General features: G+C 58.7%; 15 protein-coding genes. 7 read left to right on the top strand and 8 right to left on the bottom strand.

The genetic code is table 11. The annotated features are described in order from the left end of the window. The 4 genes from ABIE59_RS16945 to ABIE59_RS16960 all read right to left on the bottom strand — a co-directional run. On the bottom strand, positions 1-626 hold a 626-nt coding region (locus tag ABIE59_RS16945), incomplete at its 3' end, for an ABC transporter permease (RefSeq protein ID WP_354448692.1). Between the two features lie 3 nt (positions 627-629). After that, positions 630-3,413: a ribosome-associated ATPase/putative transporter RbbA gene (gene rbbA, locus ABIE59_RS16950; RefSeq protein WP_354448694.1), complete on the bottom strand. Its 2,784-nt coding sequence runs from the start codon at positions 3,411-3,413 to the stop codon at positions 630-632. Beyond that, positions 3,410-4,480: an HlyD family secretion protein gene (locus ABIE59_RS16955; RefSeq protein ID WP_502915384.1), complete on the bottom strand. Its 1,071-nt coding sequence runs from the start codon at positions 4,478-4,480 to the stop codon at positions 3,410-3,412. Before ABIE59_RS16955 ends, rbbA begins: the two co-directional genes overlap by 4 nt. Before the next feature lie 392 nt (positions 4,481-4,872). Next, complete coding sequence (locus ABIE59_RS16960; RefSeq protein ID WP_354448696.1) at positions 4,873-5,757, bottom strand: universal stress protein; 885 nt, start codon at positions 5,755-5,757, stop codon at positions 4,873-4,875. Positions 5,758-5,940: 183 nt separating this feature from the next. On the opposite strand from ABIE59_RS16960, the gene gmk reads away from it, so the two are divergent. The 4 genes from gmk to ridA all read left to right on the top strand — a co-directional run bounded on the left by gmk (position 5,941) and on the right by ridA (position 9,651). Further along, positions 5,941-6,573 carry a guanylate kinase gene (gmk, locus tag ABIE59_RS16965; protein WP_354448698.1) on the top strand — a complete coding sequence of 211 codons (633 nt, stop codon included), beginning with the start codon at positions 5,941-5,943 and terminating at the stop codon, positions 6,571-6,573. A gap of 88 nt (positions 6,574-6,661) precedes the next feature. Further along, a complete protein-coding gene (gene rpoZ, locus ABIE59_RS16970) occupies positions 6,662-6,874 on the top strand; it encodes a DNA-directed RNA polymerase subunit omega (RefSeq protein WP_058091993.1) in 213 nt (70 codons plus the stop codon). A 171-nt stretch (positions 6,875-7,045) separates the two neighbouring features. Next, on the top strand, positions 7,046-9,187 hold the full coding sequence (locus ABIE59_RS16975) for a RelA/SpoT family protein (RefSeq protein ID WP_354448701.1): 2,142 nt from the start codon (positions 7,046-7,048) through the stop codon (positions 9,185-9,187). A gap of 77 nt (positions 9,188-9,264) precedes the next feature. Next, positions 9,265-9,651 (top strand): deaminase RidA, encoded by a 387-nt coding sequence (ridA, locus tag ABIE59_RS16980; protein ID WP_011784170.1) that lies wholly within the window; start codon positions 9,265-9,267, stop codon positions 9,649-9,651. On the opposite strand, the gene ABIE59_RS16985 is transcribed toward ridA, so the two are convergent. Next, complete coding sequence (locus ABIE59_RS16985) at positions 9,644-10,513, bottom strand: sugar nucleotide-binding protein (RefSeq protein ID WP_354448704.1); 870 nt, start codon at positions 10,511-10,513, stop codon at positions 9,644-9,646. The two genes, ridA and ABIE59_RS16985, sit on opposite strands and share 8 nt — an antisense overlap. A gap of 76 nt (positions 10,514-10,589) precedes the next feature. Between ABIE59_RS16985 and ABIE59_RS16990 the strand changes: the two genes are divergently transcribed. The 3 genes from ABIE59_RS16990 (at position 10,590) to ABIE59_RS17000 (ending at position 15,122) form a co-directional block, all read left to right on the top strand. Further along, positions 10,590-11,549 carry a hydrogen peroxide-inducible genes activator gene (locus ABIE59_RS16990; protein ID WP_354448706.1) on the top strand — a complete coding sequence of 320 codons (960 nt, stop codon included), beginning with the start codon at positions 10,590-10,592 and terminating at the stop codon, positions 11,547-11,549. Positions 11,550-11,557: 8 nt separating this feature from the next. Next, positions 11,558-13,633 (top strand): ATP-dependent DNA helicase RecG, encoded by a 2,076-nt coding sequence (gene recG / locus ABIE59_RS16995; RefSeq protein WP_354448708.1) that lies wholly within the window; start codon positions 11,558-11,560, stop codon positions 13,631-13,633. Between the two features lie 118 nt (positions 13,634-13,751). Further along, entirely contained in the window at positions 13,752-15,122 is a 1,371-nt protein-coding gene (locus ABIE59_RS17000) for an HDOD domain-containing protein (protein WP_354448710.1), read from the top strand. Positions 15,123-15,398: 276 nt separating this feature from the next. On the opposite strand, the gene ABIE59_RS17005 is transcribed toward ABIE59_RS17000, so the two are convergent. The 3 genes from ABIE59_RS17005 to ABIE59_RS17015 all read right to left on the bottom strand — a co-directional run bounded on the left by ABIE59_RS17005 (position 15,399) and on the right by ABIE59_RS17015 (position 21,514). After that, positions 15,399-15,857 (bottom strand): DUF2489 domain-containing protein, encoded by a 459-nt coding sequence (locus ABIE59_RS17005; RefSeq protein WP_354448712.1) that lies wholly within the window; start codon positions 15,855-15,857, stop codon positions 15,399-15,401. Between the two features lie 25 nt (positions 15,858-15,882). After that, positions 15,883-18,177 carry a molybdopterin oxidoreductase family protein gene (locus ABIE59_RS17010; protein ID WP_354448714.1) on the bottom strand — a complete coding sequence of 765 codons (2,295 nt, stop codon included), beginning with the start codon at positions 18,175-18,177 and terminating at the stop codon, positions 15,883-15,885. A 148-nt stretch (positions 18,178-18,325) separates the two neighbouring features. Continuing rightward, positions 18,326-21,514 carry an Ig-like domain-containing domain gene (locus ABIE59_RS17015; protein ID WP_354448716.1) on the bottom strand — a complete coding sequence of 1,063 codons (3,189 nt, stop codon included), beginning with the start codon at positions 21,512-21,514 and terminating at the stop codon, positions 18,326-18,328. Positions 21,515-21,523 lie beyond the last annotated feature (9 nt).

Here is a 21,523-nt window from a genome sequence, read left to right on the forward strand (position 1 = left end):
AGATGCTCGACGGTGCCGTGCTCGCGCTCACGGATGAGCGCCGCGCCGGTGAGGACGATGGAGAGCATGGTCACGTTATTGATGACCTGCATGATGGCGCCGAACCACGACTTGTTGAGCTGGGGATTGAAGCGCATCCGCAGCGCCAGATCGACCGGCAACTCCGGAACCTCGCGATAACGCTGCGCGAAGGCGCGCACCTCGTCGGTGACGATGGTCTGGATATAGCCGCTGCCGGTAAATGCCTGGCTCATGCGCGTGGCATCGACGTTGAGCTGGACCGTGGGCCGCTGCCCTGCCAGCAGGTCACGCTGGAAGTTGGGCGGGATGTCAAGAGCGAAGGTGTCGAGGCCGGCATCCATGCGGGCGTCCATCTCGGCCTGCTCGATCACCTCGGGGAGAACAAAGTACGGCGGGTAAAAGGCGCTGACGATGCGCCAGGACAGCGGCGAGCGATCCTCATTCACCACCGCGATCGGCGCCTTGTTGAGGGTCTCCGGCATGGCCGTGGCCGCCGTGTAGACGGAAACGGTGAAGGCGTAGACGATCAGCACCAGCATGATCGGGTCGCGGACAAGGCTGCGCAGCTCCTTGACACCGAGATGGCAAATATTGGCAAGGCGCATAGACTATCGCTCCTGCTTCTTGAGCAGCGCGGCGGACAGCCCGATCAGGACCGGCACGGCCAGCGCCAGTGGGAGAAAGGCGCCATGCAGGTCGGAGAAGTTGAGGGCCTTCGAGAAGGTGCCGCGCGCGATCGTCAGGAAATGCGTGGTCGGATAGACCTCGCCGATCAGCCGGCCCATCCCTTCCAGGGACGAGACCGGGTCGATCATGCCGGAGAAGTTCGCCGCCGGCAGGATGGTGAGCACTGCCGTGCCGAAGATCGCCGCGATCTGGCTGCGCATGAAGGTGGAGATCAGCAGCCCCACGGCCGTGGCGGCACCAATATAGAGCAGCGCACCCACCGCCAACGTCAGGAAGCTGCCCTTCAGCGGCACGCCGAAGACGGTCACCGCGAGCAGCGTGAGCAGCAGGAAGCTCAGGAAGGACAGGACCACGTAAGGGAACTGCTTGCCGAGCAGGAACTCGAGCCGCGTAGTGGGCGTGACGTAGAAGTTGGTGATCGAGCCGAGCTCCTTCTCGCGCACCACGCTGAGCGCCGCGAGCATGGCCGGGATCAGCATGAGCAGCAGCGGGATCACCGCCGGTACCATTGCCACCAGGCTCTTGACGTCCGGGTTATAGCGGAACCGGGTCTCGATATTGACGAGCCCCGCCAAAGCCTCGCCGTAGCCGGCCTCGCGCGCCTTGGTCGCCAGCCAGTGGGCATGAATCCCCTGCACATAGCCGCGGACGGTCTCGCCCCGTGTCGGCATGGCGCCGTCGATCCAGGCGCCGGTCTCGACCCGCCGGCCCCGGGCAATGTCGCGCGCGAAGCCCGGCGGGATCTCGATCGCCAGACTGATGTCGCCTTCGCGCATTCGCCGGTCAAGATCGGCATAATCGGTGATCGGCGGCCGCTCGACGAAGTACCGGGAGCCGCTGAGGTTGAGCGTATAGTCGCGGCTGACGGTGGTCTGGTCGCGATCCAGCACCGCAAAGGTGAGATCCTCAACATCGAGGCTGATCCCATAGCCCATCACGAACATGAGGATGACGCTGCCGAGCAGCGCCAGCGTCAGCCGGATGGGATCGCGGCGCAGCTCCAACCCTTCACGCCGGGCGTGGCTGATCATGCGCCGGGGATCGAACATGCGCCGCCAGCCCTGGGGTTCGCCATGGCCTGCCGACGCGTTAACCGTATCGAGCGACGCTGTTTGCTCCTCTCCGCCTTCGCCCTCCCCCGACGCCTCCTCCAGATGCGCGACGAATGCCTCTTCCAGGGTCTCTGCGCCCCGCTGCTGTACGATATTCGCCGGCGTGTCGGTGACCAGCACCCGGCCCGCATGCATCAGCGAGATGCGGTCGCAGCGCTCGGCCTCGTTCATGAAGTGGGTGGAGATGAAGATGGTCACGCCGTCGCGGCGCGACAGCTCGACCAGCTGGCGCCAGAAGGCGTCGCGCGCCACCGGGTCGACGCCCGAGGTGGGCTCGTCGAGGATCAGCATCTCGGGCTTGTGGATCATGGCGACCGCCAGGGACAGGCGTTGCCGGTGGCCGAGGGGCAGCTGGCCCGGCAGACTGTCCACCACGGCGGTCAAATCGAAGCGTTCAACCATTTCGTCCACCCGCCCTGAAATCTCGGCAGCGGGCACCTGGAACAGCCGGGCATGCAGCTCCAGGTTCTGCCGCACCGTCAGCTCGGTGTAGAGCGAGAAGAACTGCGACATGAAGCCGACTCGGCGGCGGGTCGCGAGGTCGTGCGGGTCCACCTCGTGTCCGAACAGCCAGGCCCGGCCTTCGCTCGGCGGAAGGAGGCCGGTCAGCATCTTCATGGTCGTGGTCTTGCCGCAGCCGTTGGAGCCGAGAAAACCGAAGATCTCACCCCGGGGGACACGCAGGTTCACATGATCGACCGCGATGAATTCGCCAAAGCGCATGGTCAGATCCCGGGCCTCGATCGCGGGGTCGCCATCGTCTGCCGACCGCGGCGGAATCTCGACCGGCCGATAATTGCGGCGTTTGTCTTCCGGCAGCAGCCGGATGAAGGCTGCCTCCAGCGAATCCGCCCCCGTGCTGGCGAGCAGGCCTTCAGGCGTGTCGCTGGCCAGCACCCGCCCATCGTCCATCGCCGCAAGCCAGTCGAACCGTGCCGCCTCCTCCATATAGGCGGTGGCCACCAGCACACTCATACCGGGCCGGGAACGACGAATGCCGGCGATCAACTCCCAGAACTGCCTGCGCGAGAGTGGATCGACGCCGGTGGTCGGCTCGTCGAGGATGAGCAGGTCCGGATCGTGGATCAGCGCGCAGCAGAGTCCGAGCTTCTGCTTCATCCCGCCGGATAACTTGCCCGCCGCCCGATCGAGAAACGGCCTGAGCCCTGTGGCCCTTGTCAGCGCATCAATGCGGCGCGCCCGTTCGCCGTGGTCATGCCCAAACAGGCGCCCGAAGAAATCGAGGTTCTCGGACACCGTGAGTGTCGGATAGAGGTTCCGCCCGAGGCCCTGCGGCATGTAGGCGATACGCGGCCCCACTCTGCGGCGATGGCGTGCGTCGGCCATATCGCCGCCGACCACCTCGACCCGCCCCGTCTGGACCGCACGGGCACCAGAGATCAGCGCCAACAGACTTGACTTGCCGACCCCGTCCGGACCGATCAGCCCGGCCATGCAGCCCGCCGGAATATCGATGGTGACCTTATCGAGCGCACGCACCTTGCCGTAGCGCAGGGACAGATCCCGCAGGCGGGCAACCGGCGCGGCAGCGCCCCCGTCATCCTCGACCTGTGCATGTGCCTCCCGGCTCATTGCGGCAGTCTCGTCCGCAGTTCAGGCGGCCAATCCACTTGCGGGTCGAGCCGTACATAGGCCATGCCCGGCAGGCCGGTCTTGACCTGGAGGAGATGCTCTCTGAGCAGATCCGGGGCGATCCGGGCCTTAATGCGGAACATCAGCTTCTGGCGCTCTTCTTGCGTCTCCACCGTCTTGGGTGTGAACTGCGCGACGTCCGCCACGAATGAGATTTCGGTCGGGATCACGTATTGCGGCGCGGCGTCGAGCACAAGCCGCGCCTCGGCCCCGAGTGCAATCCGCCCGGCCTGTTCTGTCGGCAGGAAGAAAGTCATATACACATCAGTGAGATCGACCATGTTCAGCACCACGCCGCCAGGAGAGAGAACCTCGCCAGGCTGAGCGACCCGGTATTGGACCCGCCCTTCTCGCGGCGATTTCAGCACGCTGTCGTCGATATCCGCCTGAATACGCTGGACAGTGGCCCGCGCCGCCTCCACCGAGGCCTCCGCAGCGATGACATCCGACCTGGCCCGCCCTATGGCGGCTTGCGCGGCCGCCGCCTGCGCCTCTGCGGCACCGACCGCAGCCTTCGCCGCCGCAGCCGCGGCGCGGTCGTCATCGAGCTGCGCCTCGGAGGCGGCATTTTTTGAGGCGAGCTCCCGGGTGCGGACAAGCCGTTTTTGCGCGGCGTCGAGCTCAGCCTTCCTCTGGGCTATAAACGCCTCGGCGGCCTGCCTCTCGGCCTCACGCTGGGTCACCAGGCTTTGCGCGGTCTCGATGCCGATAAGCGCCCGTTGCAACTGCGCCTCGGCCTCCCGGAGCTGAGCTTCCAGAACGGCCGTGTCCATTTTCGCCAGGATCTGGCCGGCGCGGACGAAGTCGCCCTCGTTGGCCAGGATCTCCCGGATCCGGCCAGCGGTCCTGGCGGCGATATCGATCTCGACCGCCTCGATCCGACCGTTTCCGGCGGCAAATCCGTCGGGCAAATCCTGCGGTTGAAAATACCACCAGGCCCAAACGCCCAGCCCAATGACAATCGCAGCGGTGACGCCTCGAATACTTGCTTTAATGAACTTTTTCACGTCCTGGATTGCTCCACGCCAGTTGGCTCACTCATTCTTGACCATTGTATTCAGGCTGAGCGGGATCTTTGTAGACCCACATCTGAAGCTGTAGCCTACGCACGAATCATAGCAATTAGGCTGACCCATATCATTTTGTCGACAAATAAATCTCCGGGCGAGATTCCCAGTTTCCCTATTATCCCAGTTTATAATCATGGGTAGTAACTACGCGGACTGGTCAGAGATAGAGTTTCTATCCATGGGTAGTAAAATGGGTAGTATTGAGTGGCGATGGCTGATAAAAATGCACCAAGTAACTGGTTATAAATGCTTTTTAATTTTTATTCGTCGAGCAGGTGCAAAACCTTGAATGATTGTCGCGGGCCGCAGTAGGTCGGCCCGTTTCTGCCTTATTCCTTCTCGGCCGGTTTAATGGCCACGAGATCGGTCCTCAGGTGAGTCAGCACTTTCTCAGCCGTATTGCCGATAACTTTGGCCGCCAGACCGGTTTTGCCGGTGGTGCCCATGACCACCATATCAGCCTTGATTTTGTTGGCGACACTCGGGATCACTTTTTGTGCCGGGCCAGCGACAATGTGAACCTGCTCCGGGTTCAGGTGCCAGGTGTTGCGCAGGTGTTCGATTCTGGGCTTCAGTTCTTCCTCGCGCTTGCGCGTATGGGCGGCGGTATCAATGATGTCCAGATCAGCCAGCACCACCGACGTGTGTAGCGCATGCACCAGGTGCAGTTCGGTATCCATGACCTTGGCCAGCTGCCAGGCATGATCAATAATCCGGTTGTTCAGGGCCCGTTTGACCGGCTTCTCCGAGCTCAGGTCAATGGCGGCCAGAATCGGGTGTGCTTTCTTCCATTTGTTGTCTGCCACCAGCATCACCGGCGCCGGGCATTCCCGAATCAGGTGCCAGTCGGTGGGTGTGTACAGGAACGTCTCGGATCGGTGCCCGGTTTTCAACACGGTGCTGATATTCTCGCGTTCGCAATGCTCGTTAATCCATTGGTGAATCTGCTTGGCCCAGACAGTGTGGGCGACCACGTTCAGGTCGTCGCAGTCTGCCAGTGCCAGCATTTTCTCCAGCCATTCCTGGCGTAACTCGATCAGTGCCGTCCGTGCATTGTTCTGAACCACCGGGTCGGAGGGTAGGGCGTCGAGATATTCATGCACGAAGGCCACAATCTCGAGGCTGGCACCGGTTGCCCGGGCCAGTTCAATACCCCGGCTCAGTGCGGTCTGGTGCTTGTGTTTCGGGTCCATGATGATCAGGAGTTTGTCCATTCCGGGCTTCCACTAATCGGCAGATTCAGGGTGAGGGGCTGATGGCCCCGGTGTACGGGTTTAACACGCTATATTATCAGTAGAACACGGCTCGGGATGCGCATATAAGTCAAACCCCGTATAATTCACCGCTTTCTCGCAGGCCCCCGGGGCTGCGCAAACTGTATTTGGAGTCAGTAAGCCATGAGCCAGGCCGGTGAGCAGGGTACCCTGTTTGTAATTTCCGCTCCCTCGGGCGCGGGCAAAACCAGCCTTGTCGCGGAAATGCTCCGTCAGGATTCGCAGCTGGGTGTGTCGGTGTCTCACACCACCCGGCCCATGCGCACCGGCGAGCAAGACGGCGTGAATTACCACTTCGTCAGCCGTGATGAGTTCGAGGCGATGATTGCCGAGGGCGATTTCCTGGAGCATGCCGATGTTTTCGGCAATTACTACGGCACCTCACATGCGTGGGTCCGCGAGACCCTGGCGACAGGTCGGGATGTCATCCTGGAAATTGACTGGCAGGGCGCCGAGCAAGTTCGCCGCCTGGTTCCCGAGTGCGTCGGTATCTTTATTGTGCCGCCCTCAGCGGAGGTGCTGCGTGAGCGCCTGATTGGCCGCGGCACCGATGCTCAGGAGGTGATCGAGCGCCGGTTGGCAGAGGCGGAAGAAGAGTGTCGGCACGCTGCCGAGTTTGACTACCTGGTGGTGAACGACGATTTCGGCGTGGCATTGGCCGACCTGCTGGCCATCACCCGCGCCCAGCGACTGAAAATGTCGGTGCAACAGTTGCGCCACGGCAAACTGCTGGCGGGCCTGGTCAGTCGGGATTGAATCTGGTTTTCCCTGTATACAAATTGAACCGGGGACAGTAAACTACGCGGTCTGCTAAATCAGTGATTCTTTTTTGTCGGGGAAGATAATGGCACGAGTTACCGTTGAAGATTGTCTGGAAAACGTTGATAACCGCTTCCAGTTGGTCATGCTGGCCACCAAGCGCGCCCGCCAGATTGCCACCAAAGGTTCAGAGCCTATGGTAGCTGAAGAGAATGACAAGCCGACGGTTATCGCCCTGCGTGAAATCGCCGAAGGTAAGGTTACTCGTGATCTGCTGACCGAAGACGACGACGAGTAAAATCGACGGCAGGAGTGCGTACATTTACCTGCCAGCGATTGAGACCCATTGAAATCTGTCACCGCAGTTTTATAGTGTAGCTATAGAAACCTGCTGGAAGGACAAGGAAAGGCCCGGATGCATGCATTCGGGCTTTTTTGTCCCTGGCGAACAGAGAACACTGGAGGCGCGGTGTCGGAAGAGGCAACGGTTGAAGAACTGGCCAAAGAGCTCAGTTCGTATCTGGATACCAGTCGCATCAATCAGGTGCGAAGGGCTTACTATTACGCGGAGCAGGCCCATGAAGGGCAGATGCGTAAAAGTGGCGACCGTTACATTACCCACCCTCTGGCCGTAGCCCATATCCTTGCCGAGCTGAGACTGGACCATCAAAGCCTGATGGCCGCCATGCTCCACGATGTTATTGAAGACACCGGAATTCCCAAAGACGCGCTGACAGAACAGTTCGGTGAAGACGTCGCTGAGCTGGTGGACGGTGTCTCAAAACTGACCCAGATTGAATTCCGCTCCCGAGCCGAAGCCCAGGCCGAGAATTTCCAGAAAATGACCCTGGCCATGGCCAAGGATATCCGGGTAATCCTGGTCAAACTGGCAGACCGCCTGCACAACATGCGCACGTTGGGGCCGATGCCCTATGAAAAGCGCCAGCGCATTGCCACCGAAACCCTGGATATCTATGCCCCGATTGCGAACCGGCTCGGGATGCATGCCATCTCCACAGAGCTGGAAGATCTTGGTTTCTCCTCGCTGTACCCAATGCGGTCCAAGTACATTTCCAAGGCGGTCGACAAGCTGCGGGGCAGCCACCGGGAGATCATTGATGAGATTCGGGGCAAGCTGCAGGAGAAACTGGAAGAACGTGGTTTGCCCGGGCGGATTCAGGGCCGGGAGAAACACCTGAACTCCATCTACAACAAGATGAAGTTCAAACAGAAATCCTTTCATGAAATCATGGATGTCTATGCGTTTCGGATCATCACAGACACGGAAGACGATTGTTACCGTATTCTGGGTGCCGTGCACAGCCTCTACAAACCGCTGCCGGGCCGCTTCAAAGACTATATTGCCATGCCCAAGGCCAACGGCTACCAGTCGTTGCATACAACCCTTTTCGGGATGCACGTCAACATCGAGATCCAGATCCGCACCGAGGAAATGGAGCATATCGCCAATAACGGGATTGCCGCGCACTGGATGTACAAAACCGACGATTCCGGAGTCACCAACATCAATCAGTCCAGGGTTGATCGATGGGTGAAAGGGTTGATGGAAATGCGCGAGCGGGCTGATGACTCTATCGAGTTTATCGAACACGTCAAGGTTGACCTGTTCCCTGACGAGATCTACGTGTTCACACCCAAAGGCCGCATCATGGAATTGCCCAGCGGCGCCACATCGGTCGACTTCGCTTACGCCATCCACACCGATATCGGTAACGCTGCCGTAGCCTGCCGCATCAACCGCAACCTCGCCTCCCTGAGCCAGCCGCTGCAAAGTGGTCAGACCGTCGAGATCATCACTGCGCCCGGCGCCAAGCCGAACCCCGCCTGGTTGAGCTTTGTGGTCACCGGTAAGGCCCGAAGCAGCATTCGACATGTGTTGAAAACCCGCAAGCGGGCAGAGTCCATCGAGCTGGGCAGAACCCTGCTGAAGAAGTCCCTGAAAGGATTCGGTGCAAAACTGGCGGACATTAGCGATGCCCAGAAACAGGCTGTGGTGAACCACAATCAAGTCAACAGTTTTGATGACCTGATCGGCGATATCGGGCTGGGCAATCGCATGGCTTACCTGGTGGCGCGGCAGCTGGTATCTGGCAACGAAGCGCTGGATGGTCCGGCTAATCTGGAGAATGTGGAGGTCGACAAACAGGGCGCGGTGACCATTCGCGGTACCGAAGGCATGCTGGTGCGCTTTGCCAACTGCTGCAAGCCGATTCCGGGCGACCCGGTGGTCGGCATGATGGATTCCGGCAACGGCATGGTCATTCATTCCGACACTTGCTCCCGTCTGCCGGAAGACGACGAAGGCCGTGCCCGACTGACCCACCTGAAATGGGCCAAAGACATCACCGATGAGTTCTCAGTGGAGCTGCGCGTAGAGCTGGAGCGTCAGCGCGGTGTGATTGCAGAAATGGCCAACGCCGTTGCCATGGCCGATGGCAACATCGAGCGGATTAACGTGGAAGAGCAGAATGCCAAGTTCGGTATTGTCAGCCTGGTGGTTCACGTGAATGGCCGTAAACACCTGGCACGGGTGATGCGCCGGGTGCGCAACATTCGGGCGGTGACCCACATCAGCCGGGTTCGCCACTGACCAGACCGAGGTATGGTTGACAGTGGCCACGGCGAAGGGTGACGATTGGCGTTTTGAACGAGAGGAAACTACAGGTCATGACCAACAAATCTGTCATCCAGACTGAAAACGCCCCTCAGGCGATTGGTACATATTCCCAGGCGGTGAAAGCCGGGGACACCGTGTATTTGTCTGGCCAGATTCCGCTGGACCCGGAAACCATGGAAGTGGTCGCAGGTGACTTCGCCGCCAAGACCCGCCAGGTGTTTGAAAACCTGAAGGCTGTGTGCGAGGCCGCAGGCGGTGAGCTGAAAGACATCGTCAAACTGAACATTTACATGACCGACCTGGCCAACTTTGCCACCGTGAATGAAATCATGGCGACCTATTTCCAGGAACCCTACCCGGCACGGGCTGCCGTGGGCGTGGCAGCGTTGCCGAAAGGTGTGCCTGTGGAAATGGAAGCCGTGATGGTGCTCAGCTAAGGCCTTCGATGAGTTCCCGGTATCCTGCCTTGTAATCGGGGTACCGGAACTCAAAGCCGGTGGCCAGCAGGCGCTGATTGCTGCATCGCTTGCTGCCAGCTCTGCCGCCCTTACGGGCACCCTCCACCGGATCTTTACACGGCACCTGCTGCCGAACCCACGCTACCACGTCATCCAGCCGCACCGGCTCGCAATCACTACCAATGTAGAGATCGTCCAGTGGTTCTCCCTTCATGGCATTTTCTGTCAGCCAGGCGACCGCCCGGGCCGCATCCTGCTCGTGAATCCGGTTGCTGAACGGGGCAGGGGGCTCTGGGTTCATTCGCCCTTCAAGAACCTCCTCCAGAAAGCGTTGCCGGCTGTGGCCGTAAATACCGCTGAACCGGACCACGGTGGCCGGGTGAATACTGTTCAGGGCGGTCTGTTCGCCTTCGAGAATGAGTTGCCCGGTGAAGCGGTCTGGCCTGGCCTCACTGTGTTCATCCACCCAGCTGTCGTCGTTCTGGGCGTACACGCTGGTGCTGCTGATGAACAGGAGTCGGGTCAATGGTCTTGGGCCCAGGGCATGGATCAGGTTTTCTAATCCATTGATGTAGGCATCCCGGTACCCCTGTTCGTCGTAGCTTGACGGTGTCAGGCAATAGATGACTACAGCAAGGTCTTCTGGCAACGCACCTGCCAGTGTGTCTGGCCGGGTCAGGTCGGCGCCAAGTCCCTTGATTCCGGGGGGTACCTTGTCCGGGTTCCGGCGCAAGCCATACACTACGGAATTCCTGGCCAGCAAGGTGGCAATGTCGCCCCCCAGCTTGCCACAGCCCGCCACCAGGACTCGTGCCAAATGTTTGCGATCCGTCATTGCCATAGACAATTTCAATCCTTATGCTTTCGCTGATAAAGTATGTGAAACTTCGACCTGCACCCTTCGACCGGAGCTCACCATGACACTCACCGAGTTACGATACGTCGTTACGCTTGCCCGGGAAAGGCATTTTGGCCGCGCGGCAGAGCGCTGTCACGTCAGCCAGCCTACTCTGAGTGTGGCGGTAAAAAAACTGGAAGATGAACTCGGTATTCCATTGTTTGAACGGAGCAAAAGCAGTATCCGTGTGACAGAAGTGGGGCAAAGGATTATCGAGCAGGCCCAGCGTGTTTTGGACCAGGTTGGTGTGATCAAGGACATGGCCCAGGATGGCAAGAATCAACTGAACTCACCGTTAAAGGTGGGTGCCATCTACACCATCGGCCCGTATCTGTTTCCGCATCTGTTGCCTGAGCTGCGGCGTGCGGCACCGGAAATGCCGCTCTACATCGAAGAGAACTACACCGCCAACCTGCGCCAGAAACTCCGGCATTCCGATCTGGATGCCATCATCATTGCCTTGCCCTTTGAAGAACCGGAAGTGGTCACCCTGCCACTGTACGATGAACCCTTTGTAGTATTGCTGCCGGCCGACCATCCGTTGACGGCGAAAGACCAGATTACTGCGGAAGAAATGTCCAAGGAGCAGCTTCTGTTGTTGGGGCCGGGCCACTGTTTCCGGGACCAGGTGCTGGAATCCTGCCCGCCGCTGGTCGATGCCATTACCAAGCGCAACGACAGCGACAAGCCGGAGCTAGTGACCGAAGGCAGTTCGCTGGAAACCATCCGGCACATGGTGGCTTCCGGATTAGGTATTACCGTGCTGCCTTTATCTGCGGCAACGGCCATCAAATACCAGGAGGATATCCTGGCGGTGCGCCCGTTTGCGCCGCCGGTACCCTTCCGAACGGTCGCCCTGGCCTGGCGCGTAACCTTCCCCCGCCCGAAAGCCATTGATGTGTTGTCACTGGCGGCCAGCCAGTGTCGCGTAATGGAAAAGGCGAAAACCGCAACGCCGGTGGTCGCTGAGCGCGCCTGAGGGCTGTTATGACGTCACTGGACGACATTTCCGTTACCCAGCTCAAGGGCGTAGGAAGCGCCCTGGCGGATAAACTCGCCAAACTGGGTATCCGTTCCATACAGGATCTCCTGTTTCACCTGCCTTACCGTTACGAGGACCGCACCCGCGTTATTCCCATGGGCAGTTTGCGCATTGGCGACATAGCCGTGGTGGAAGGCGAGGTTATGAAGGCCGACCTGATGATGGGCCGCCGCCGATCGCTTCAGGTGACCTTACGGGATGACAGTGGTTTTCTGGTTATTCGGTTCTTCCATTTTAACGCTGCCCAGAAAAACCAGCTGACTGAGGGTGCCCGGGTTCGTTGCTTTGGCGAGGTTCGTCCGGGCCGGGCCGGATATGAGTTCTATCACCCTGAGTATCAGGTTAACCCGCCGCCCATGCCGGCGGCCGGCGAGGCAACGCTCACCCCGGTTTATCCGCTGACCGAGGGTATTCAGCAGCCCCGGGTGCGCGGCTTGTGCCAGCAGGCGCTGGGTTATCTGGCCCGCTTCCCGATCAAGGACTGGTTGCCGCCATCGCTGTTATCAGACTATCAACTGCCGGGCATCAACGACGCGGTCAAACTGGTGCATTCTCCGCCTGCCGATGCGCCGGTGCACCTGCTGATGGAAGGCCGGCACCCGGCCCAGCAGCGACTGGTGATGGAGGAATTGCTGGCCCATCAACTCAGCCTGTTGCAGGTGCGAGAGCAGATTCAGGCCCAGGCGGCGTTACCCCTGCTGCCGGCCGGTGACTTGCCGGAGCAGTTCCTTGAACAACTCCCCTTCAGCTTGACTGGCGCCCAGAAACAGGTCATGAAGGAGATCCGGCAGGACCTCAGCCAGACTGTCCCAATGCTGCGTCTGGTTCAGGGGGATGTTGGTTCGGGTAAAACCGTGGTGGCGGCTCTGGCGGCGCTGCAAGCCATTGGCTCCGGTGCTCAGGTGGCATTGATGGCCCCCACAGAGATTCTGGCCGAACAGCATTTCCGTAACTTCCAGGGTTGGCTTGCCCCTTTGGGGATTGAACTCGCCTGGTTGTCTGGCAAGGTCAAGGGCAAGGCCCGCCAGGAGGCGCTGGCGGCAGTGGCCTCGGGTCAGGCGCAGGTGGCGATCGGAACCCATGCGCTGTTCCAGGACGAGGTCCGGTTCCATCGTCTGGCCCTGGTGATTGTTGATGAACAACACCGCTTTGGTGTGCACCAACGACTGGCGTTGCGTGAGAAGGGTGTGGGCGGCCAGTTGGCCCCCCATCAGTTGATCATGACGGCAACACCGATCCCTCGAACCCTGGCGATGAGTGCTTACGCAGACCTGGACACCTCGGTGATTGACGAGCTGCCGCCGGGCCGGAAGCCGATAGACACCATTGTGCTTCCGGATACCCGGCGTAATGATATTGTTGAACGGGTGCGCAGCGCCTGCCGCGAGGGCCGCCAGGCATATTGGGTCTGCACGCTGATTGAAGAATCCGAAGCGTTACAGTGTCAGGCGGCGGAGGTGACGGCGCAGGAGCTGGCGGAGCGACTACCGGATCTGAAAATAGGATTGGTCCATGGCCGGCTCAAAGCCGTAGATAAGGCCGGCGTAATGGAACGCTTCAAGAACGGCGAGCTGGACTTGTTGGTGGCCACTACCGTCATCGAGGTGGGGGTTGATGTGCCAAATGCTTCGTTGATCATTATAGAGAACCCGGAGCGCCTTGGGTTAGCGCAGTTGCATCAGTTGAGAGGGCGTGTGGGCCGGGGAGAGCAGGCCAGTTTCTGCGTACTGATGTATCACCCGCCATTGTCAAATAATGGTAAAGCCCGTTTGCAAGCACTCAGGGATAGCCAGGATGGTTTTTTCATTGCCGAGAAAGACCTTGAAATTCGTGGCCCGGGCGAAGTGTTGGGTACCCGTCAGACGGGCCTGATGCAGTTCCGGCTTGCGGACTTTGAACGCGACAAGGGCTGGATTGAACCCGTTAAAGAGATGGCGCCGGCGCTCATGCAGCAGCCAGCGGTGGTATCCGCTCTGATCAGACGATGGCTCGGAGAGAATATTCGGTATGGCGAGGTGTGAGGCCGAAACCATACTGTGTTGGTACATTGTGGTCTGGCCCACTTTCTTCTCATAGTTTGCTTGAATTTAGCTGCACAATGCAGCCAAATAGGTATGAAACCTTCTTTTGGAGATAGTTATGGAGCTCCCTGTTGCGGTTCAGCAAGCACTTGGCGACAGTGCCGCTGGGGTGTCGCTGAGGAATGCGGACCAGGTTCAGCCGCAGCACCTGCTGCGCATGGTGTTGCTGAACGACAGCGAAGGTAATCTGCAGGCCATTTGCCGGAGGGACGACCTGCTGGATCTGGAAGCGCTGAACAAACAGCTCGGCCGTGATCTCAGAATGATGCAGCGGCGCGAGCAGGTTCGGGTGCGCCAGCGCTCCGGACTGCAGGAGTTGCCCGCCTTGCCATCGTTGACCGGTTGGCCGACGGTGATCGACCAAAGGGTGTACGAGCTGGAATGCGTTGCCCTGGAATTGGCGGATCAGAAACTGGCGATCATGATGCCGGCGGAGGAATTTCACCAACTGACGGCCAAGGCCGAGCGCCATGACTTCGCAGTGGATACTGGCACCATCTGTGTGAATCTCGACAATCATGGTGCTGATCGGGACCAGCTGCATTCGGCGCTGAAGAAATTCACTGGTCTGCGTATCCAGCAACGGCTGGAGGATACCCTGGAATTGCCGCCACTGCCTGAAACCGCCCAGCGCATCATCCACCTTCGGGTAAACCCGAACGCCGTGATGGGTGATCTTGTGGATGTGGTGGAGAGCGATCCCAGCCTGGCGGCCCAGGTGGTGAGCTGGGCATCCTCTTCGTTTTATGCCGCCGCGGGGCAGGTACGCTCGGTTCACGACGCGGTGTCGCGGGTTCTGGGCTTTGACCTGGTGATGAACCTCGCCATGGGCCTGGCACTGGGTCGGGCACTCAAGCACCCCAAAGACCACCCGGATGGCTACGTGGACTACTGGCAGCAGGCCATCTGGCAGGCGCAATCGGCGGGTATCCTCGCCAGTATGATGCCCAGGGGCAGGCGCCCGATGTTTGGCCTGGCGTATCTGGCGGGCCTGCTGCACAACTTTGGCCACCTGGTGCTGGCGCAAGTGTTTCCGCCCCATTTCAAGCTGGTATGCCGCTCTCTGGAAGTCAATCCACACATCGATTCGAGTGTAATCGAGCACTACCTGTTGGGCATCACCCGTGAGCAAATCTCCGCCCAACTGATGGAAAACTGGGGCATGCCAGACGAAGTAACCCTGGCTATTCGTTATCAAAAGAATCCCACCTACGATGGCCCCCACAGCGATTACGCCCGATTGCTTTGGCTGGGGCGCCAGTTGCTGACAGAGCGAGGGGTGGCCCTGGGGGCGGGAAAACTGGCTGACGCTTCTGTCTACGAGGAGTTGGGCCTGGATCGGGAGGCTGTGGAGGAGCAGTTTGATGAACTGGTCAACAGCAAAGACAGCATCATGGCCATGGCCGGCATGATGGGCCAGGGCTCATAAAAAAGCCGGCCTTCAGTGGCCGGCAAATTCACCCGCTTTGCAGAGTCGTCCGAACTTATCAGGAGAAAACAACACAGGTTACTGCCCCGGATGCATGGGGGCAGTGCCCTTGTTTAAAGTTAGACAAGCTGCGGGAAAAGAAAAGCACGGAACGCTGCTTCCCAATCAATGAGCGCAACGTCAGGTTTTCACGCAAAGCAAAACTATTGATTTGCTTTGCTATATTTCTCTGGGCGCCCACCTTCCGGTTACAAAAAATTACAAAATAGCGACCGCTCAATCGAAACGATGGTGCCTTATGGCGGTTGCCGCCCGGCGTACCTCGTCTGAATGGGCCTGTTCGACGGCATGGCGTTCTTTATCCATCTTCTGTACAAAGCGGCTATCGGTGGCCTGCCGGGCCCGGTGAGTCGGCATGTGCTGAATCTTGTCGTGAACCTCCTGAAACACACGGAACGGTGATTTTTCCAGCAGGTCCGGGGCAACGTGGTCCAATAGGCCCTTGAGCCGCAGGCAAGCCTCTGAGTACTCCACCTGGTCTTCCTCCACCGCCATGGCAATAATGCGGATGCTTTCAATCATTTCGTCCCGGCGTTTGGCCTGGAACTCCTCTGATTTTTTCTGGCGCAACCGGTGTTCCGAGATCGCCCGGGCCTGGCGCCAGATGTAAAACAGAAGAATGCCTATGGCCACCAGGCCAATAACGATGATGACCAGCTGGAGCCCTCTGGGCATGATGTGTCTCCCTGTGGTGAATGTGTCAGGCCTGCTTGCGTTGCGCCTCAGTTTGCCAGACTTTGACACTCACTACCTGCCCATTCAACACGGAGGTGCCGGAAACCGGGTCCACATCGGCGTCGTTCAGCACGTCATTGATGCTGACGCCAGCATGGGCCGCTGCCGTGGACTGGCCGGTGCCCGGGCGATGATGACCCCAGCCATGGGGGATGGACACCACGCCGGGCATAATATCCTCGGTCACTTCCACCGGCAGGACCACTGATCGGCCACCGGAGCCGATTTCCGCCTGCTGGCCATCAGTCAGCCCACGGGTTTCGGCATCCACTGGGTGCATCATCAGTGTGCAACGGCTCTTGCCCTTAACCAGACGCTGGCTGTTGTGCATCCAGGAGTTATTGCTGCGCACATGGCGCCGGCCGATCAGCTGCAAGTCATTGGCTTTGCCGGGCTCCAGCAAGGCTTTCAGCCGTTCCACATCGGCAAGATATCGGCGTGGTGCCAGATTTATCTTGCCATCCCGGGTATACAGGCGCTCCGGCAGCGAAGGTTGCAGGGGGCCAAGATCAACGCCGCTGGGATAGTCTTTCAGCAAGGACAATGACAAACCTTTGGGTAACTCCTGCCAGCGCCGATTCAGGGGGCTGAGTTTGGCGAGGCCTTTCAGTGGGTGGCGCTTGGGCAAGCTGTCAATCGCCAGGTCCAGTGCCGGCTGAACCAGCTTGCCCGCCTTGCCCAGGTTGGCGCCGTAGGGGCCGGTGCGCAGCAGGGCGTTCAGAATCGGGTCTGGCCCCAGGGCTTTGAATGCCTTCCAGCCCAGCTCAGAGCGTAGCGGCAAGCGTCCGCCTTTGCGGGCTTTTTCCAGGCGGTGAGCCAGTTCCAGAAGAATCTGCCAGTCGTGGCGAGCGTCTGCTATAGGTTCAAACAGGGCTTCGCTGTATTTGGCCACGTTGCGAACCGCAAACATGCTGAAAATCAGATCGTAATGGCTGCGCTCAAGCGCGGCGGTGGGCGGCAGTATTATGTCGGCGTGCCGAGTGGTTTCGTTCAGGTAGTAGTCCACCGACACCATAAACTCGAGACCTTCGAGGGCCTCATCCAGTCGCTGGCCGTTAGGGTTCGACAGAACCGGGTTCCCGGCCACGGTTACGAATGCACGGATTTGCCCATCACCGGGAGTGAGCATTTCATCGGCCATGGTGCTGGCTGGGTACTCGCCGGCGAACTCCGGCAACCCTCGAACCCGGCTGTGTCGCTTGGCAAAGTGCCCATTCTGGCCAGACAGGGCACCCAGAGCCACCAGATCAACGGCGGGTTGGGTAAACAGAACGCCGCCGGGAATATCCAGTTTGCCGGTCAGGATGTTGAGGCAGTAGGCCAACCAGGTGGTGGTGGCACCGAACGCCTGGGTGCTGGTGCCCATTCGGGTATACAGCGCGGCCTTGCGGGTGTTCGCCAAATCCCGGGCCAGTTGGCGAATGTCGTCTGCAGCAATGCCGGTGGGTTCTGCGACCGATTCCGGGCTGAAGCCCAGGGCGGCCAAGCGCAGCAGGTCCATGTCTTTCACCAGCCGCTCAGCCGCGCCGGCGTTAACCAGGTTCTCCGCAAACAGGGTATGTACCATGGCCATCAGCAGCAGGGCATCGGTGCCGGGGCGAACAAAGTGAAACTGGTCCGCGAGTTTGGCGGTTTCCGTACGGCGGGGGTCGATCACAACCAGCTTGCCGCCACGCTGTTTCAGGGCTTTTATCCGCCCGCGTACGTCCGGCACCGTCATCAGGCTGCCATTGGAGGCCATCGGGTTGCCGCCAATGCAGATGAACAGGTCGGTGTTGTCGATGTCCGGAATTGGGAACAGGATCTGGTGCCCGAACATTTCCAGGCTGGCCAGCATATGCGGAAGCTGGTCGTTGGAGGTGGCAGAAAACCGGTTCTGCGTGCCAATGGCATGCAAGAACGGCATGGTGGTCATCAGGGTGCCGTGATTATGCACATTGGGGTTGCCCAGGTACACACCAACGCTGTTTTTGCCGTGCTGACGGCGAACCTGATGCAGGCGGCTGGCGACCAGGTCAAAAGCCTCATCCCAGGATATTTCTTGCCAACCGTCAGCGGTTTTGCGTACTGGCTTTCTGAGCCGCTCCGGGTCCTCGTGCAAATCCTGCAGCGCCACCGCTTTCGGGCAGATGTGGCCTTGGCTGAGCGGATCTTGCTCGTCGCCCTTGATGGAGGCAATCTTGCCCTCCTTCACCTCAATGGCGACGCCACACATGGCCTCACAAAGATGACAGGTACGGTAGTGTGTGCCGTTTTGCATGGAGCTCTCCCGGGTTTTTGTTTTAAGTTTCAAGTTGCAACCAGATTATCAGGAAATGGCGGCAGGGTGAAAGAATGGTTGGGCCTTGTGGTTTAATCTGGTCCATAAAAAAAGGCCAGTCCGGAGACTGGCCTTTGCCTGGGATTAATCAGTTTTGCGTAAAGGGTGACACATACCTGAGTTGAAGCTCCTCAGGTGCAATTTCAATCGTCAGTTCTGTGTTTACGTCAATCACCACGCTGACGATCGAATTCACAACAGTGCCTGCGATACTGCAGATGAGCCCGGAAAGAAATCCGGTTCCCAAATTGCACAGTGCTGATTCCTCCTCTAGAAAACTAACCGTAGCTTCACCCAAGAGCCTGGTTGGCAGCAAGATGGGTTCCACGTTTCGCTGTTCAATGACCAGTCGGCCATCGTCAAGAAACGTGATAGGGCCAGAAAGCTTGAGCCCATCGATCGGGAAACTCCGGAGGTTATCCTCGAGCCGCGTGTTCGCCAAACCGCTCAGCCTGACGTTCAGGTACGGTGCATCCAGATAGACATCAAGTTCTGTCTCGAAGGTCAGTTGACCATCTCTTTGAACGATACTGCCGTCAATCAGTTCGTCCCGGTTCTCACCCTGGTATCGCATACGCAAGGCGAGAGGGCCGGTGTCGAACCGTTGATCGGTCTGTATGTCGGTGGTTGCAAGTGCAGCCAGAATAATATTACTTAACTCGACCCATATATCCGCAGAGGTTGTGAGCAAGACAGATGGGTGTAGCTTTACCGGTACACTCATGGTGCCATCATCGGTGTCTAGAGTAGGCTCACCCGCAACCTCGACGTCGAGATTGGCCGTCAGGAAAATAAATTCCTTAAATTCCTCACAAGTCTCTGCATCCAGTCGACAACCGATTTTGCCCTCATTCTCGAGAACGCCACTATCGATGTTGGTAATGGCAAGTTTCATGGAGTTTTCGGGGATTCCATCAATGACTTTGTCTTCCTGGTCATCCAGGGCGAGGTTGGCATTGACGTCTCTGCTCGGCAGGTTTTTCAGGGGCAGAAACACGGACTGCCTGACAATATCCTTTGCAGTGAATCGATTCTCAAGAGAGTGACCACCGGATGCAAGATCAACAAGGCTTCGACCCGGATCTGCGTATTGGCTCAGAAGTTTGGTATACAGTTTTGCACCGGCCTTGTTTGTAATGCCGTCTGTCAGTTCGTAACGGTAGGTTCCGGTACCGTCTGTACTCCACTTTTCAAGGGGGACGGCATGCAATTCGCGGCCGTTGTTAATAACAAGGCTATAATCGGTAACCTCCTCCCACTGGCCATCTTCCTGCAGTTTCTGAACGATAAAGGTTTCACCAGCCGTGACAGTGTCAGGGTCTATATCCTGTGAGAAACGGACAATGATGGGCTCGTTGGCCGGATGCTCTGGGATGGGGAGCAAATCATCCAGTGGGCGTGTGCCAAAATTCGCAGACGGTTGTGTTTCACTGGTGATACCACCAAGGCACCGGCCTTGTTTTCCGGCTTCTTCATCCAGGTCTGTTTTTGCGCAGGGATAACCCGGAGAAGTCGTCAGTGCGATAGGGCCAACGGTTGTTGGTGCTGAATCACCCGTCGCCTCAAGCCGGAACGGAAGGGTCGTAGATGCTAACAGGTTACCCGAAAGATCAGTAAGACCGTTCATTGAAAGCGTGTAATCAATACCCTGCTCCAATGGATCTGCTGGCTTGACAATCAGAGTAGACCCATCAAGTCGCAGGGATGCGGAAACGCTGCTGGAGGTGCTTTCGTTATAGAGCCTGATGCTGTCAGCGCTGATTGAAGAAGGCAGCAGGGGTTTCGAGAAGTAAACGACAACCGGATCTGAAGGGCGCTGCAAGCGGTCGTTCTCTCCGGGCACCCAGCTTTTTATGAACGGTGATTCAACATCGATGAATTCACCGGCTGCCGGTGCATCATCCGGGTTTCTGTAGCCTTCAAGCCGGAACGAAATCAGACCGGAGGCAACGTCCACGCCTAAAACGTCTGGTTCTATAACGCCTACGGCATCAATGGTAAGGGCGCCTTCCTCTACGATTGCAGTGCCAATCAGGTGCACATGCAGTAACCCCTGTGCCAGTGCACCATTGGCGATGACATTCTCGGTGTTGAGCCCTAGGTCGAGAAAGAGCTCAAGGATGCGAGGTGCGTTCTCGTCGCTGGTGTATGGGTTGGGCAACAGGAAACCTTCCGCATCGGACAGAAAGCGGACTGCAATCTCGTCGGAGGAAAAGCCGGCCGGCACTGCACCGGCAACCTTGACTTCAACGCTTGAGCCGGTCAGCAAAGTGCCACGGTCAATGCGTAACGGGATGCTTTGGTTGTTTGCTTCAAATTGCGGGATGTAGCCTAACTCCGCGAAGACGGTCCCTCCCACGGTGGTCGTAGTGTCCTGCCCCAGTAGAAGGGATCTCAGACCCACGGTGTTGAAGCTCTCACCGGAAAGTGAAAGCTCTCCCAGGCTGGTCGTTGCCGTTTGCGGGAGCCGCTCACGCTTACCCAGGGGCGAGCGCGAATCAAGAGGCTGGAAGGACAGGCTAAAGTCATCCGACAAATTCAGCGGCGCATCCGCCAACGTGCTGCGGATTTCCTCACTCAGGTAAAGGGAGTAAGTCTGAGCTGGGTCCAGATCTGACTCAGGATCAATCGTCACCCTGTGGCCGCTGACGTACAGTTGCGCGTCAACGGGCTCATCCTGGCTGTCCAGTAAGGCAATGGTGTCGCCATACCGTAGACTCTGCTCGTCTACCGGCTCGGTAAACTGGATCCTCAGCGAGGACATGTCTGTTACAGGATATTTGCTGTCGCCCGCTGGAATGACGCGAGCCACATCAAAGCTGGTGGCTTCTGTACGACTAAGTAACGAACCGGTGGTGGCAGGCGCGGTGGTAAACTTGATGCCGCCCCCGGGAAGCGTCACCAAACCACCAGCAGAACCTGCCTTGAGGTCAGTATTGGTTAGGGTGTAACGGGTGCCAGGCAAGAGTGCCTGAGCTGGCTGAATTGCAATACCCCGATTTTCTGCCGTCATTGTGGCGTCGGTGAGTGCCACGATATCGCCATGCTCGCTTTTAAGCTGAAGGCTGGACGCAAGCTCTTCTTCAGGCGTTGTAATCCCCTGAGTAAAGCGCAAAAAGATCGGGGTGCTGGTGGCAACAGCGGCTTGCCCCGCCATGGGGTAACTGAAAGACAGGTCGGCTGCCGAAACTTCTGAGCGGTTTATCGTTTGCTTGTCATCGCCGCAGCCTGCAATAACAGTTGTGGCTAAGGCCAGAGCCAGGATTGATCGTTTCATACGGCACCT

This window comes from Marinobacter sp. MBR-99, assembly GCF_040547575.1.
GTDB lineage: Bacteria > Pseudomonadota > Gammaproteobacteria > Pseudomonadales > Oleiphilaceae > Marinobacter.

What these genes read in the sequence shown, in the direction of transcription:
- gmk (WP_354448698.1), top strand. Translation starts at nt 5,941, where the DNA reads ATGAGCCAGGCCGGTGAGCAGGGTACCCTGTTTGTAATTTCCGCTCCC.
- rpoZ (WP_058091993.1), top strand. Translation starts at nt 6,662, where the DNA reads ATGGCACGAGTTACCGTTGAAGATTGTCTGGAAAACGTTGATAACCGC.
- ABIE59_RS17015 (WP_354448716.1), bottom strand. Translation starts at nt 21,514, where the DNA reads ATGAAACGATCAATCCTGGCTCTGGCCTTAGCCACAACTGTTATTGCA.
- ABIE59_RS17010 (WP_354448714.1), bottom strand. Translation starts at nt 18,177, where the DNA reads ATGCAAAACGGCACACACTACCGTACCTGTCATCTTTGTGAGGCCATG.
- ABIE59_RS16960 (WP_354448696.1), bottom strand. Translation starts at nt 5,757, where the DNA reads ATGGACAAACTCCTGATCATCATGGACCCGAAACACAAGCACCAGACC.
- ABIE59_RS16985 (WP_354448704.1), bottom strand. Translation starts at nt 10,513, where the DNA reads ATGGCAATGACGGATCGCAAACATTTGGCACGAGTCCTGGTGGCGGGC.
- ABIE59_RS17005 (WP_354448712.1), bottom strand. Translation starts at nt 15,857, where the DNA reads ATGCCCAGAGGGCTCCAGCTGGTCATCATCGTTATTGGCCTGGTGGCC.
- ridA (WP_011784170.1), top strand. Translation starts at nt 9,265, where the DNA reads ATGACCAACAAATCTGTCATCCAGACTGAAAACGCCCCTCAGGCGATT.
- recG (WP_354448708.1), top strand. Translation starts at nt 11,558, where the DNA reads ATGACGTCACTGGACGACATTTCCGTTACCCAGCTCAAGGGCGTAGGA.
- rbbA (WP_354448694.1), bottom strand. Translation starts at nt 3,413, where the DNA reads ATGAGCCGGGAGGCACATGCACAGGTCGAGGATGACGGGGGCGCTGCC.
- ABIE59_RS17000 (WP_354448710.1), top strand. Translation starts at nt 13,752, where the DNA reads ATGGAGCTCCCTGTTGCGGTTCAGCAAGCACTTGGCGACAGTGCCGCT.
- ABIE59_RS16990 (WP_354448706.1), top strand. Translation starts at nt 10,590, where the DNA reads ATGACACTCACCGAGTTACGATACGTCGTTACGCTTGCCCGGGAAAGG.